Below are 14,211 nucleotides of genomic sequence, written 5' to 3'. Positions count from 1 at the left end.
TTCCCAAGACCCCTCGATCCGGTCTGGAAGGACGCACTGGATGGGTTTCGCTCAGGACCGCACCGCACCTGTCGTGAACGCTCGATCGGGACCGATCCGCGGCGTCTTCGAAGATGACCTGGCCGTGTTCAAGGGCGTGCCGTACGCGGCGCCGCCCGTCGGGCCCCTCTCCGGTGGCGCCCCGCGCAACCGCATCCGGGATGGAGCGGCACCCTCGACGCGACGACGGACGGCCCCAGTTCGCCGTAGGTCGTTCGCGAGGGCGACCCGATACTCGGCGGCCACGGCTTCCCGCCCTTCGACGAGCACTGTCTGACGCTCAACGTGTGGACGCCCGGCACCCATGACGCCAGCCGTCCCGTCCTCGTCCGGATCCACGGCGGCGCCTTCATCTCCGGGTCAGGGGCGATGCCGAACTGCTCCGGCGAGACCTTCGCGCGGCACGGCGACCTGGTGGTGGTGAACCTCACCTACCGGCTCGGACCGCTGGGCCTGCTGTCCTTCGCGTCGGACGACGGCGCCGAGTGCGGCAACCCCTGGCTCACCGACCAACTCGCCGCGCTGCGTTGGTCCGGGACAACATCGCCGCCTTCGGCGGGGAGCCCGGCAACGTCACCGTCGCCGGCCAGTCGGCCGACGCCGTTTCCACAGCGGCACTCGCGGGCCGTGGAGGTGAAGGCCGCCTGTTCCGGCGAGCCATCCTCCAGAGCGTCCCGCTCGCCATGCCCCTCGCCACGCCTGCCGAGTCCCTGGCCCGTTCCGCCGCCTACCTGGAAATCTCCGCCGTGGCACAGCCGCGGTTTCTCGACGAGCACGGCAACCCTTTCGACCTCCGGCGGCAACCCCACACCGATCGTCCCCTCTTCACGGAACGGAAACCGCCCATGAGTTCGACCCGCCGCACGGCCCGTCATCGCAGACCGCAAAGGGTCCTGGCCATCGGTGTGCCGCTGGTACTGGCCGCTTCCGGAGTCATCGTGTCCGGGTCCGCGTTCGGACAGGGTGAGAGGGCCGCGGCGGCGAAGCCGCCGGCCTGGGCAACTGCTGCCGCCGACGGGTTCGCCTCGGTCAGCGCTCTCGGACAGAACGGTACGTACGGTGGTCGGGGTGGCAGGACGGTCACCGTCAGGACGCTCGCCGACCTTGAGAAGTACGCCACTGCCCCGGAGCCGTACGTCATCGTCGTCGCCGGCACGATCGACATGGCCCCCGTCGGCAAGGAGATCAAGGTCGCTTCGGACAAGACGATCATCGGCTCCGGCACCCTGGGGCACATCGTCGGCGGCGGCTTCTTCCTCGGCCAGGGCGTTCACAACGTGATCATCCGGAACCTGACGATCAGGGACTCGTACCAGGGCGTGTGGAACGACAAGGAGCACGACTTCGACGCCATCCAGATGGACGGCGCCCATCATGTGTGGATCGACCACAACGACCTGCGGCACACCGCCGACGGACTGATCGACGTCCGCAAGGACAGCACGTACGTGACAGTGTCCTGGAACAGGCTGAGCAACGCCAACAAGGCCTTTGGCATCGGGTGGACCGAGAATCTCGTCACCGACATCACGATCCATCACAACTGGATCCGGGAGACCGAACAGCGCAACCCGTCCACGGACAACGCCGCCCGCGCACACCTCTACAACAACTTCATGGAAGACACTCCGGGTACGTCCATCAAGTCCTCCTACGGCAACTACGCACGCGGCAGGACGCGGATGCTGCTGGAGAACTCCTACTTCCAGGGCATGGGCAACCCCGTGATCAGGGACGCCACCGCCGCTCTCGTCCAGCGCGGCAACGTCTTCTCCGGCACGAGCGGACGCAACGAGAGCGGCGGCGGTACGGCCTTCGACCCGAAGGCGTACTACGGCTACACCCTGGACGCCGCCGGCGAGGTTCCGGCGCTGGTGAAGTCCGGAGCCGGACCGAGGAGTTCCCCGGGTACGGCGGCCTCGACCACCGCTGCCGCCGGCAGGACCCTCACCGTCGCCAAGGACGGCACCGGCCAGTACAAGACGGTCCAGGCCGCGGTGGACGCCGTACCCGCCGGCAATTCCTCCCGCGTGGTCATCTCGGTCGAGCCGGGTACGTACCGTGAGACGGTGAACGTTCCGGCGAACAAGCCGCACGTCACCATCCAGGGTTCGGGCGCGAGCCGCAAGGACACGGTGATCGTGTACGGCAACGCGGCCGGCATGCGGAAGCCGGACGGTTCGGGCACGTACGGCACTCCGGGCAGCGCCACGGTCGCCATCCGGTCGGACGACTCCCGCCTCCGCAACCTCACCGTCTCCAACGACTTCGACGAGGCAGCGAACCAGTCCCTGGACGGCCACCAGGCAGTCGCCCTTCTCACGACCGCGGACAAGATCGTGCTGGACGGCGTCATCGTCACCGGTGACCAGGACACCGTGGAGCTGGAGACTGCGGCGAAGGACAAGCCCGGCCGCGTCTTCGTCACCAACTCCTACGTCGTCGGCAACGTCGACTTCGTCTTCGGCCGTGCCACCGCGGTGATCGACCAGTCGGTCATCACCCTCAAGAAGCGCTGGAACGGCACCTCGGCCGGATACATCACCGCCCCGAGCACCCCGGTGGGCCGCCACGGCATCCTCATCAACCGCTCCACGGTCAACGGTGACGTGGCCGCATCCTCCTTCCATCTCGGCCGGAACTGGCACCCCGGCGGCGACAAGACCGCCGACCCGCAGGCCACCGTCCGCAACTCCATCCTCAGCGCCGCGATCAAGCGCACTCCCTGGACCGACATGGGCGGCTTCTCCTGGAAGGACGACCGCTTCGCCGAGTACATGAACGCCGGTCCGGGTGCCGGCTCGAAGAGCACCGACCGGCCGCACCTGACCGACCCCCAGGCCGCGTCCCAGGAGGTCTCGGACTGGCTGGGTGACTGGACCCCGTAGACCGGTGGGAGAAGGGGGCCTGGGAGATGCGTCATCGCGTGACTCCCGGCCCCGCAACGGCGGGCAGGCTGCGCCCCTCGACGCCGCACCGTGGGCCCTCCCCCGCCGGGACGGGCCCGTCCGACGCGGTGCACGGCGTGGCCCGGGGCACCGTCAGCCCGTTTCCCTCGCCGCCGGGCGGAACGTTCCGGTGACGGTGTGCTGCTGTCCCGTCGTCGTGGTGGCCGTCGCGTCGTAGGCATCGCCGGTCGCGGATCGCGAGCCCGGGGCATGGTTGTACTGGACGGCGAAGACGTGCTGTCCCGGGGGGACGGTTCGGCCTGGCTTGAGAATCCACCGGTAGGTGAGGGTCCCGCCCTCGTCGGTGGTGGTCAGCGTGAAGTCGCCCTCGGGCAGGGTCCGCCAGGCGCCGGTGGACGCCACGCCGCCCGTCTGGGCGATGCGGACCTCCAGCGTGAGCGCATCCAGGGGCGCACTGGTCTGGAAGGTGATGTTGCTCTGGGACCAGTAGGCGTTGACGTGGGGGTCGACGGCGCCGTCGGAGCGGAGCGGCCCGTCCTGGCTGCGGGGTGGTGCGGCAGGAGCGGAAGGGGTGAGGGCACCGTCTGTCGTGGACGGAGGCGCCGGCGCTGCGGGTGTCGTGGCAACTTCCCGTCCGGGGTGGTTCGTATGGACGGTGGTGGCGATCGTGTGTCCGCCCGCCACGAGCGCCGCCGTCGAGGCGAGGGTGGCGAGGGTGACGCGGGGCCAGGACAGGGGCCGGGCCGCACGGCGGTCGGGACGGGGGGAGCGGGGCATGCCGTGCCGGACCCGCTCCAGCATCCCGTCCCTGTCGGGCGTCTGAGCCGCCGCCGCGTCCCGGAGCCGGCGCTTCAGGTCCTCCATCAGTTCCTCGTTCCGGTCAGTTCTTCGGCGGCCTGCGCACCGAGGAGGCGCTGCAGTTCGGCCATGGCCTTGGAGGTCTGGCTCTTCACCGTACCGACGGATGTCCCGAGGGCGAGGGCGGTGTCCTTCTCCGACAGGTCCAGGGCATGGCGCAGCACGACGCACGCGCGTTTGCGGAACGGCAGGCGCGCCAGCGCGCGGCGCACGTCCATGACCGCATCCACGTCGGGGTGCTGCGCGCGGCCCGGGAGGGCCGTCCAGAAGAGGTGGATGCGGCGCCGTTCGCGGGTGAGAGCGCGGATGCGGGCGCGGGCCATGTTGGTGACCACGCCGCGGGCGTAGGCCACCGGGTGGTCGGCACGCTGGACGCGGTCCCAGCGGTGCCAGAGCGCCACGAAGGCGTCGGCGGCCAGGTCGTCGGCGGTCTCCGCCTCGCCGGTGAGCAGGCGGGCGAGGCGCGCCAGTTCGGCGTGGTGGCGCTCGAAGAAGTCGTGGAACTCCGCGGACGCGTCGTCGAGGGCCATACCGGAGTCTCCGTGTGGTGTGTCCGTGCTCCTGCCCGAGTCAGTGCCGGTGTTCGTGCCCGCCCGTGGGGACGGGGGCGGTGAGCATACCAACCGTTCGGTCAGCTCGTTCCTGGGGCGGGGTGCTCGTTGCGTCTTCGGCGGCTCGCAGTGGTGCCCGGGCGGGGCAGGCGCGCCCGCCCGGGCACCGGGGCGGTGGATCACTGCAGGACGCCCGCGCCCGCGCGGCGGGCGAGTGACGTGGGCAGGCCCGCAGCAGAGGACTCCAGTCCCCTGGCGAAAGCGGGCTTCCACGTGGCCTCGGGCTTGATCTTCTTCTTGTTCGCGGCGTTGTGGGCGGCGACGAGATCGGTGACCGAGCCGTTGACCATGTTCCCGCTGCCCGCGAAAGCGCCCGTGCCGTCACCCGACAGGAGTTGGGACGTCTTGCGGTCGGAGGAGAGCGTCCAGTGGTTGTTCTGCGCCACGATCCGGACGCCGGCACGCGCGTTCACGCTGTAGCTGTGGGTGTAGCCGTTGCGCGGGGTGGTGTCGAAGTGGTTGTTGTAGAGGTGGACCTGTCCGACCCGGGCGAGCGGTGCGCGCTGCACGATGCCCTGGAAAACGTTGTGGTGCAGCGTGACACGGAGTTTGGAGTCCTTGTCGCTGCTGCCGATGAGCATGGTCTTGTCGTGGTCGGCGAACCGGTTGTACGAGACGGTGACCAGGTCCGAGGCGTTCGTGATGTCGAGGGCTCCGTCGTGGACCTGGTACTCGCGGCCGAAGTGGCGCGGATTCGCGGCGTCGAAGTGGGGACTGTCGGTGAACGAGTTGTGGTCGGCCCACACGTGGGTCGCCCCCCGCAGGGTGACGGCATCGTACGCGGAGTTCCAGTTGCCCTCTGAGCCGTCCGTGGGGTCCCACTGGGGGAAGCAGTCCCGGGTGTCGGCGAAGGTCAGGTTGCGGATGATGACGTTGTCCGCCTTCTGCGCCAGAAGACTGCCTCCGTTGATCCCCGCGGCGGTGCCGGGCACGCCGATGATGGTGGTGTTCGACGGCACGGCGATGCCCACCCGCTCGGCCTGCTTCGCCTGCGCCGCCGCACGCGCGGACTCCTGCGCGCCGGACGGCAGCTTGGACCGTCCCCACACCGCGGGGTCGTAGGCCTTGAGGTAGGCGGCGAGCGTGTATCCCGTGCCCTTGGCGTAGTCGGCGCAGGTCAACGGGCGGCCCTGGTCGTCGGTGTTGGCGTCGATCCGGCCCTTGACCCGGATGATCCTGGGGGCGCCGGACGGGCCCGCGCGGAGCGCCTTGACCAGTTCTGCCCGCGTGGTGACGGTGATGTCGTGCTTGGCGTCGGCTGCTTGTCCGCCGGTGGTGCCGGAGCCGCTCGACGCCCAGCCGTCCTGGGCGGCCAGGGTGGCGTGCGCGAGATCGGCACCCGCGTCCGCGCGCGTCGCGAACGGCAGGACGCCGAGACCCGCCGCCGTGACGAGTCCCGCGGTGACCAGGGCGAGACGGCGACGGGCGGGGAGGCGGCGGTGGGAGGAAGGGGGCATCGGATGGTGTTCCTTGTGCGGAGGTGGAGCGGAGTACTGCTCTGTCTCCCTTCAGTTGCCGCCGCACCCGCCGGAGTTGCCGGGGACGGGAAGGAAGTCGTGCGATGTGCGTCACACGGCTGCGAGCTGGGCCCCTCCCGCACGAACGAGGAACGCCCGGACGCCGGCGGAGTGCGGGAACCGTACGGAACCCGCAGGTTCCGTACGGCTCGCGCGTCCTCATGGGCGCTGCGTCACAGCGCCGGGTGGGCGTTCTTCAGGAGCTCCTGGAACTGGGCCGAGAACCACTGGCCGGACAGGGGTGCGTTCGGCAGGGAACCCGACATGCTGTTGCCGTTCCGGGCGTTACCCGTGTAGGTCGGGTCGCACATCCGGTCGAAGCCCTTGCCCTCGTCGTTCGGGATCTCCTTGCTCGCCCCGTCCGACTCGCCCGGCGGCTTGATCCACACGTACGCGTCGATGCCGGCGGCCGGCGCCGCCTGCGGCCTCTCGCCGAGCCCCGCCCCCGACTGGTTGCACCAGTTGCCGAGGTGGATGCGCCGGTCGTAGCGGCCGCCGTTGACGTAGGTGTCGACGCTCGTCAGCGCGCCGGGTCCGGTGGGTCGGGCCGTGCCGCCCCAGCCGTTGCGGGAGGTGTCGATCAGCATGCCGAGGCCCGGGTCGAACCCCAGGGAGACCAGCTTGGACCGCATGGCCTGGGCGTACGACAACTCGTCCGTGTACCGGTTCCAGTCGACCCATTTCGACTGGCGCACGGACGTGCCGTTGACCGAGTCCTCGATTCTGAAGTGATCCTCTTTCAGGGCGCTGTAGTTGGCCGTGTTCACGATGAAGCCGTGCACCTTGGAGAGCGTGGAGCCTTCGGTGGTGGCCGCCTGCTTGAAGATCTCCGCGGAGGCGCCGAAGTTGTCGTCCCAGCCGAGCCAGCCGTGGTGGCCCGCGTCCACGTAGTTGTAGACGTTGGCGATCGAGCCCAGCTTGTTCAGTGCATAACCGACTCCCTTGACGTAGTTGCCGTTGTTCTTCATCACATCGCAGTTGGCGGTGGCCGTCGGGCGTCCGGAGACGTTGGTGACCAGGTTCGGCAGCGAGTCGATCTCGACCGTGGTGACGATCCGGAGCCCCGCGTATTTGGGGTCGGCGAGGATCGCGGCGATGGGGTCGATGTACTGCGTCCTGTACTTGTCGATCTCGGTGGGTCCCAGCTCGCCGTTGGAGGCGAGTGCGGCGCAGTCCCGCCCCGGCAGGTTGTAGATCACCAATTGCACCACGAGCTCGCCGCTGCCCTTCTGTGCCAGAGCCTCGTCCAGGTGGGCGCGCAGGCCCATCCCGCCGTTCACGCCCTGGATGGCAGCGGTGCGGTCCAGCCAGACGCCGGTGGGCTGGTTCGACACCTTGGTGCCGCCCGGCTCGGCGGCCGCCTTGGCGGACCACTCGGGGTTCACGTACACCTTGGCGCCGGCGTACGGGTTGTCGACCTTGCTACCGGAGGGCGGCGGAGTCGTGGGTGGCGTCGTCGGCGGAGTGGTCGGCGGCTCCGTCGGCACGGTGGTGCCGTTGCAGGTGACGCCGTTCAGCTTGAAGGTCGTGGGGACGGCGTTCGTGCCGCTGTACGAGCCGTTGAAGCCGAAGGACGTCGAAGCACCCTTGGCTAAGAACCCGTTGTAGGAGACGCTCTTGGCGGTCACGGCCGTACCGGCCTGGGCGATGGCGGCGTTCCAGCCCTGAATGACCTTCTGGTCGCCACCGTAGGACCACTCGAGGGTCCAGGCGGCGACCGGATCGCCGGTGTTGGTCACGGTCACGTTGGCACCGAACCCGGCGTTCCACTGGCTGGTGACCTGGTAGTCGACCGTGCAGCCGGCGGAGGCGGCGTCGGCCGTGGTACCGAACACGGTGGCGGTGGCGCCGGCGGTGGTGACGAGACTCATGGCCGCCAGCAGGGCGGTGCGGGCGGTCGTGCGCGGAATCGTGCGGCTCATTTCGTGGGATGCCTTTCAGTTCAGGGCGCGCAGGTGGTCGCGCAGCCCGGTGCCGAATGCGGTGGGTGTGCCGTCGTACGAGGTGATCAGGGCCGGACCGGAGTGGCAGTTCCAGGTGTTCCAGGTCCAGCCGAGGTACGAGAGGGCGCGGTCGTCGAACCACTTCATGACGCGGTCGATGAACGCATGTCCGCAGGTGTTCTCACCGATCTCGCCCGCCAGCAGGGGGACCTGGGCGGCGACCGGGGCGAGGGTGGACTGCCAACATGCTTCGTCGGAACAGGTGTTGAAGTTGTAGACGTGCCAGGCCGCCGCCAGATTGCCCGTCGGGTCGACCGGGGAGTGGGCGGGCCACTGGCTCAGGTCGTTGGAGTACGCGATGCCGGGCACCAGGACGAGATTGCGGGCCCCGGTCGCACGGACCGCGTCCACCAGGTCCTGCATCCCGGCGACCTCGTAACCGATGCCCGGGCACGTGCCGCCGTCGCGCCAGCAGGACCAGGCCTGCCCGGTGGTGGGGGTCGCCCGGTCGGGGTACGGCTCGTTGAACAGGTCGAAGACGACCCGGCGGTCGTTCTTGAAGGAGTTCGCCACCGAGGTCCAGAACGCCGGGGTGTACTGGGCGTCCGGCATCGGCTTCTGGCAGGAGGCGTGGACGTCCGAGCACCCCGAGGAGTTGCCGGTGTACTGGCCGTACGTCCAGTGCAGTTCGACGACCGGGGTCATGCCCTGGGCGAGGATCCGGCTGACCAGGCCCTTGACGGCGTCGACGTAATTCTTGCCCCGGTACTCGGGCTTGATGTTGTCGAGGCCGAGCCAGCACTCCTCGTTGAGGGGGATGCGGACGGTGTTGGCCTCCCAGTCGGCGATGGCGCGCACCGAGGCGTCATCGACGGGACCGTCGAAGATGCCGTGGCCTTGGACGCACATGAATTCGGCCCCGGACCGGTTGACGCCGAGGAGGCGACGCGTGGCGCCCTTCTGGTCGGTGAGGCGGTTTCCGGTGACGCTCAGTTCGGGCGCCCCGGAGACCGGGTCGGGGGGAACGGTCGGGCCGGTGGATGTCGGCGTGGGTGTCGGGGTGGGTGTGGGTGTGGGTGTGGGTGTCGGGGTAGGAGTCGGGGCCGGGTTGGTCGGACCTGGCACTGTGCTGCAGGCCGCGCCGTCGAGAGTGAACGTGGTGGGCGCGCTGTTGGAGCCCGACCAGGAAGCGATGAAGCCGACGGTGACGCCGGCGCCGGTGCCGAGCGTTCCGTTCCAGCTCTCGTTCACGGCTGTGGCGCTCGCCCCGGACTGGGACCACTTGGCACCCCAGCCCTGACTGATCTCCTGGCCGTCGGCGAAGTCGAAGCCGAGGCGCCAATCGTGCAACGTCGCACTGGTGTTGGTGACGGTGACGGACCCTTGGAAGCCGCCGGCCCAGGAGCCGACGACGGAGTACTGAACGGTGCAGACGGATGCGGCCGCTGCTCCTGAGGCCGTACCCGCCAGGGTGAGAGCGGCGCTCACCAAGGTGAGCACCGCTCCGCCGAGCAACGCGGACAGACGCGGGGGGTGTCGCATGAGCGACTCCTTGCAGCGAGGGCGCGCTCTGACGGCGCGCCGACTGACGGAATCGCTCCCACTGGTTGGGGCCAGACCGTAGCGGCAACTGACGCCCCGCGAAAGAGAAGTTGCCGAGATTCCTCAGGGCATCCCTTCGTTTCTTCACGCGTCTTGACGTCGTTGCGCCGCATCCGCACAGTGGGAGCGCTCCCACTGGTTCAAAGCTTGTGCTCACGCTCTTCGCACGCCCCGCACTTTCCCGAGTCGCGAGGAGAACGATCCGCATGCGCCACACCACCGCCACGCGGGCGATGAGGACGATGGAGCTTGGTAACCGCGATCCCGACAGCCGGCTCCCTCCCCTCGGCCGCACCGCCGCCGGAACCACCACAGCCGAACCCGCGGCGGTCCCGTGCAGGGTCGGTTACCGCGCGTTCCCTCAGAGCTGACCGTCGGCGAGAACAACGCCACCCCCTGACTCCGCGCAGCTCGAACCGGTCCTGGCAGACAATCGCCCCGCACCGAGAGTGGCGGCGGGGCGGTGGGCCTGGGGCGCAGGGGCCCCGGAGGGGCTTCGCGATGGGTTCGCAAAGGTGGCCCCAGGGGCCTTGACGGCACAGTTGTGAGCGTTAACACTCGTGTCGTGCCAGGCCGGAACAGGGCGGTCCGGCAGTGCACCCCAGCGGCCGGCGCCGGCCCCGCCGCCCGGGAAACCGCCGGGCCGCCCGGGCCGGGCCCCTCGTCGCGCCGTGTCACGGCGCTCCACTGGAGGAAACGTGCGAAGAATCTCGACAGGTGTGGTTGTGACAGTGCTCGGCCTGACCCTGGCGGCCTGCGGCCAGAGCGCCAACGGGGTCGGGAGCGAGGCGGACGCGGGCGACACCAAGGGGGGCCTGGTCGGGATCGCCATGCCGACCAAGTCCTCCGAGCGCTGGATCAACGACGGCGCCAACATGGTCAAGCAGTTCCGGGCCAAGGGCTACGAGACGGATCTGCAGTTCGGGGACAATGTCGTCGAGAATCAGGTGGCCCAGGTCGAGAACATGATCACCAAGGGCGCCAAACTGCTGGTGATCGCTCCCATCGACGGCTCCTCGCTCAGCGACGTGCTGCAGAAGGCGGCCGACGCGAAGATCCGGGTCATCTCCTACGACCGCCTGATACGCGGCACCGGGAACGTCGACTACTACGCCACCTTCGACAACTACAAGGTCGGCGTCCTGCAGGCCACGTACATCGCCGACCGGCTCGGCCTCCGGGACGGCAAGGGCCCGTTCAACATCGAGCTCTTCGCCGGATCACCGGACGACAACAACGCCGCGTTCTTTTTCCGGGGCGCCATGAGCGTCCTCCAGCCCCACATCGACGCCAAGCGGCTCGTGGTCAAGAGCGGCCAGACCGAATTCACCCAGGCAGCCACCCTGCGCTGGGACGGCGGCGTCGCACAGTCCCGGATGGACAACCTGCTCAGCAAGGCCTACACGTCCGCCACCGTCGACGCAGTGCTCTCGCCCTACGACGGCATCTCGATCGGCGTCGTCTCGTCCCTCAAGGGAGTCGGCTACGGCGGCGCGGACAAGCCGCTGCCCATCGTCACCGGCCAGGACGCCGAGCTCGCCTCCGTGAAGTCCATCATCGCCGGCGAACAGACACAGACCGTGTACAAGGACACCCGCGAACTCGCCAAGGTGGCCGTGCAGATGGGTGACGCCGTACTCACCGGCCACCAGCCCGAGGTCAACGACACCAAGCAGTACGACAACGGCGTGAAGGTCGTGCCCTCCTACCTGCTGCAGCCGGTCAGCGTCGACAAGGGGAACTACCAGAAGCTGCTCGTCGAATCCGGGCAGTACTCCGCCGACCAGCTGAAGTAGCCACCGCCGGGCCCACCCTCCGGGCCGAAGAGCGGGTGATGCGACGCCGTCCCGACCGGCCGCCGCACCGCCCCCAGTCGAACGGACCCACCACCATGGCCGGACCCGTCCTCGAGATGCGTTCGATCAGCAAGTCCTTCCCCGGCGTCAAGGCACTGTCCGACGTCAACCTGACCGTCGCCGCCGGCGAGGTGCACGCCGTCTGCGGCGAGAACGGGGCGGGCAAGTCCACCCTGATGAAAGTCCTCAGCGGCGTGCATCCGCACGGTTCCTACGACGGCGAGATCCGGTTCCAGGGCGACCCGTGCGCCTTCGGCGACATCCGGGCCAGCGAGCGCCGCGGCATCGTGATCATCCATCAGGAGCTGGCCCTGATCCCCTACTTGTCCCTCGCCGAGAACATATTCCTCGGCAACGAGCACGCCTCGCGTGGGTTCATCAGCTGGAACCGGACGCTCACCCACGCGCAGGCCCTGCTCGAGCGCGTCGGCCTGCCGGACAACCCGCAGACCCGCGTCGCGGACATCGGCGTGGGCAAGCAGCAGCTCGTCGAGATCGCCAAAGCCCTCGCCAAGGAGGTCAAGCTACTGATCCTGGACGAGCCGACGGCCGCGCTCAACGACGAGGACAGCCGCAAACTGCTGGACCTCATCCTCGAACTCAAGGCCCAGGGCATCGCCTGCATCGTCATCTCCCACAAACTGAACGAGATCGCCCGCGTCGCCGACACCATCACCGTCCTGCGCGACGGCCGGACCATCGAGACCATTTCGGTCGGCACCGAGGGGGTCTCCGAGGACCGCATCATCCGCGCGATGGTCGGCCGCGACCTGGAGCACCGCTATCCCGAACGCACCCCGGAGATAGGCGAGGTCGCGCTGACGGTCGAGGACTGGACCGTCCTGCACCCGATCGACGTCCACCGCAAGGTGGTCGACGGAGCGTCGATCACGGTCCGGCGCGGCGAGATCGTCGGCATGGCGGGCCTGATGGGCGCAGGCCGGACCGAGCTGGCGATGAGCGTCTTCGGCCGTTCCTACGGACGCCGCACCAGCGGCCGGGTCCTGCTCGACGGCAAGGAGATCCGTACGCGTACGGTCCCCGAGGCGATCGCCCACGGGCTTGCCTACGTCACCGAGGACCGCAAGCACCTCGGGCTCAACCTCACGGACGACATCCGCCGCAACATCTCGCTGAGCGCGCTCGGCAAGGTCTCCCGCCGGGGCTGGGTGAACCATCACGAGGAGACGCGGGTCGCGGAGAGGTACCGCCGCACCATGAACATCAAGGCGCCCTCGGTGTTCGCGGAGACCGGCAGGCTCAGCGGCGGCAACCAGCAGAAGGTCGTCCTCAGCAAATGGCTCTTCTCCGAGCCGGAAGTGCTCATCCTCGACGAACCCACCCGGGGCATCGACATCGGTGCGAAGGCCGAGATCTACGCGGTCATCGCCGAGCTCGCGGCACAGGGCAAGGCCGTTCTGGTGATCTCCTCCGAACTGCCGGAGCTGCTCGGCCTTTGCGACCGCATCTACACCATGGCCGAAGGGCGCATCACTGGTGAGACGGACCGGGCGGACGCGACCCAGGAATCCCTCATGCGCCTCATGACCGTGGGCGCGGCAACCCAGAACGAACAGGTGTGCGCATGACCCAGATCCAGAGCCCCGCCCTCGATGCCGAAGGCGCCGCCCCCGGCGGGGAGAAGGGCAACCGTCCGCATGAGGATCCGCGCACCCTCCTCGTGCGTCTCCTGCGCGGCAACATCCGGCAGTACGGCATGCTGGCCGCCCTGGCGCTGATCATCGTGCTGTTCCAGATCTGGACCGACGGAACCCTGCTCAAACCGCTCAACGTCACCAATCTGATCCAGCAGAACGGCTACATCCTCATCCTGGCCATCGGGATGATGATCGTCATCATCGCCGGCCACATCGACCTGTCGGTGGGGTCCCTGGCGGCCTTCGTCGGAGCCGCGGCCGCGGTGATGATGGTGCACCACGGCATCCCCTGGCCCATGGCCGCCATCGCCGCGCTCCTGATCGGCGGCGCCGCCGGGGCCTGGCAGGGTTTCTGGATCGCCTACGTGGGCATCCCGTCGTTCATCGTGACCCTCGCGGGGATGCTGCTCTTCCGGGGCGGGACGCAGATCCTGCTCCAGGGCCAGTCGGTGGCCCCCTTCCCCCAGGGTTTCCGTCAGATCAGCAGCGGCTTCCTGCCGGAGGCCGGCCCACACACGAACTACCACAACCTCACCCTGCTGCTCGGCTTCGGCGTGCTCGCGCTGGCCGTCGTGCAGGAGGTCCGAGGCCGCCGCCAGGCCGCCTCCTACGGACTGCGGCTGCTGCCGATGGGCTTCTTCCTCGTCAAGCTGGCGGCGATCGCCACCGCGGTGACCGTCTTCACCCTGCTGCTCGCCAGCTACCACGGCTTCCCGATCGTGCTGCTCATCCTCGGCGTGCTCCTGGTCGCCTTCGGGTACGTGATGCGCAACTCCGTCCTGGGCCGCCACACGTACGCCATCGGCGGCAACGAGCCCGCCGCCCGACTGTCCGGCGTCAAGAGCAAGCGGATCGTCTTCCTCGCCTTCGTCAACATGGGTGTCCTGGCAGCACTGGCCGGGCTGGTCTTCGCAGCCCGGCTCAACGCGGGTACGCCGCAGGCGGGCATCAACTTCGAGCTGGAGGCGATCGCGGCGGCCTTCATCGGCGGCGCTTCGGCGTCCGGTGGTGTCGGCACGGTACTCGGCGCGATCATCGGTGGTCTCGTGTTGGGCGTGCTGAACAACGGGATGTCGCTCGTCGGCATAGGCACGGACTACCAGCAGGTCATCAAAGGTCTCGTGCTGCTGGCGGCGGTCGGTTTCGACGTGTGGAACAAGCGCAAGGCCGGCTCCTGAGCGTCGCCGCGCGACGGCGGTTCGCCCCGGCCCCCGGCCG

General features: G+C 69.0%; 9 protein-coding genes and 1 pseudogene. 5 read left to right on the top strand and 5 right to left on the bottom strand.

Annotated features, from left to right (window positions below; translation table 11 throughout):
* Positions 1 to 270: 270 nt before the first annotated feature.
* Together ACZ5VC_RS23350 and ACZ5VC_RS23345 are read left to right on the top strand one after the other, a co-directional pair.
* A pseudogene (locus ACZ5VC_RS23350) lies at positions 271 to 749 on the top strand (carboxylesterase family protein); the annotation flags it as partial.
* Positions 750 to 884: 135 nt separating this feature from the next.
* On the top strand, positions 885 to 2,927 hold the full coding sequence (locus ACZ5VC_RS23345) for a pectinesterase family protein (RefSeq protein WP_469122136.1): 2,043 nt from the start codon (positions 885 to 887) through the stop codon (positions 2,925 to 2,927).
* A 153-nt stretch (positions 2,928 to 3,080) separates the two neighbouring features.
* On the opposite strand, the gene ACZ5VC_RS23340 is transcribed toward ACZ5VC_RS23345, so the two are convergent.
* From ACZ5VC_RS23340 to ACZ5VC_RS23320, 5 genes are all read right to left on the bottom strand, one after another.
* Complete coding sequence (locus tag ACZ5VC_RS23340; protein ID WP_469121963.1) at positions 3,081 to 3,812, bottom strand: hypothetical protein; 732 nt, start codon at positions 3,810 to 3,812, stop codon at positions 3,081 to 3,083.
* Positions 3,812 to 4,336 carry a SigE family RNA polymerase sigma factor gene (locus tag ACZ5VC_RS23335; protein WP_469121962.1) on the bottom strand — a complete coding sequence of 175 codons (525 nt, stop codon included), beginning with the start codon at positions 4,334 to 4,336 and terminating at the stop codon, positions 3,812 to 3,814. The genes ACZ5VC_RS23340 and ACZ5VC_RS23335 overlap by 1 nt, the downstream gene beginning before the upstream one ends.
* A 200-nt stretch (positions 4,337 to 4,536) precedes the next feature.
* On the bottom strand, positions 4,537 to 5,874 hold the full coding sequence (locus tag ACZ5VC_RS23330) for a pectate lyase family protein (protein WP_469121961.1): 1,338 nt from the start codon (positions 5,872 to 5,874) through the stop codon (positions 4,537 to 4,539).
* Positions 5,875 to 6,107: 233 nt separating this feature from the next.
* On the bottom strand, positions 6,108 to 7,856 hold the full coding sequence (locus ACZ5VC_RS23325; RefSeq protein WP_469121960.1) for a glycoside hydrolase family 6 protein: 1,749 nt from the start codon (positions 7,854 to 7,856) through the stop codon (positions 6,108 to 6,110).
* Positions 7,857 to 7,871: 15 nt separating this feature from the next.
* A complete protein-coding gene (locus ACZ5VC_RS23320; RefSeq protein WP_469121959.1) occupies positions 7,872 to 9,419 on the bottom strand; it encodes a cellulase family glycosylhydrolase in 1,548 nt (515 codons plus the stop codon).
* Between the two features lie 785 nt (positions 9,420 to 10,204).
* Here ACZ5VC_RS23320 and chvE point away from each other — a divergent pair.
* From chvE to mmsB, 3 genes are all read left to right on the top strand, one after another.
* Entirely contained in the window at positions 10,205 to 11,275 is a 1,071-nt protein-coding gene (gene chvE / locus ACZ5VC_RS23315) for a multiple monosaccharide ABC transporter substrate-binding protein (protein ID WP_469121958.1), read from the top strand.
* 95 nt (positions 11,276 to 11,370) lie between these two features.
* Positions 11,371 to 12,924: a multiple monosaccharide ABC transporter ATP-binding protein gene (gene mmsA, locus ACZ5VC_RS23310; protein ID WP_469122135.1), complete on the top strand. Its 1,554-nt coding sequence runs from the start codon at positions 11,371 to 11,373 to the stop codon at positions 12,922 to 12,924.
* On the top strand, positions 12,921 to 14,171 hold the full coding sequence (gene mmsB, locus ACZ5VC_RS23305) for a multiple monosaccharide ABC transporter permease (RefSeq protein WP_469121957.1): 1,251 nt from the start codon (positions 12,921 to 12,923) through the stop codon (positions 14,169 to 14,171). The genes mmsA and mmsB overlap by 4 nt, the downstream gene beginning before the upstream one ends.
* Positions 14,172 to 14,211 lie beyond the last annotated feature (40 nt).

This window comes from Streptomyces sp. NPDC033174 (assembly GCF_055577795.1).
The sequence above is the reverse complement of the archived record's forward strand: the minus strand, read 5'-3'. Positions and strand labels throughout refer to the sequence as shown.

What these genes read in the sequence shown, in the direction of transcription:
- mmsB (WP_469121957.1), top strand. Translation starts at nt 12,921, where the DNA reads ATGACCCAGATCCAGAGCCCCGCCCTCGATGCCGAAGGCGCCGCCCCC.
- ACZ5VC_RS23325 (WP_469121960.1), bottom strand. Translation starts at nt 7,856, where the DNA reads ATGAGCCGCACGATTCCGCGCACGACCGCCCGCACCGCCCTGCTGGCG.
- ACZ5VC_RS23335 (WP_469121962.1), bottom strand. Translation starts at nt 4,336, where the DNA reads ATGGCCCTCGACGACGCGTCCGCGGAGTTCCACGACTTCTTCGAGCGC.
- ACZ5VC_RS23345 (WP_469122136.1), top strand. Translation starts at nt 885, where the DNA reads ATGAGTTCGACCCGCCGCACGGCCCGTCATCGCAGACCGCAAAGGGTC.
- ACZ5VC_RS23330 (WP_469121961.1), bottom strand. Translation starts at nt 5,874, where the DNA reads ATGCCCCCTTCCTCCCACCGCCGCCTCCCCGCCCGTCGCCGTCTCGCC.
- ACZ5VC_RS23320 (WP_469121959.1), bottom strand. Translation starts at nt 9,419, where the DNA reads ATGCGACACCCCCCGCGTCTGTCCGCGTTGCTCGGCGGAGCGGTGCTC.
- mmsA (WP_469122135.1), top strand. Translation starts at nt 11,371, where the DNA reads ATGGCCGGACCCGTCCTCGAGATGCGTTCGATCAGCAAGTCCTTCCCC.
- ACZ5VC_RS23340 (WP_469121963.1), bottom strand. Translation starts at nt 3,812, where the DNA reads ATGGAGGACCTGAAGCGCCGGCTCCGGGACGCGGCGGCGGCTCAGACG.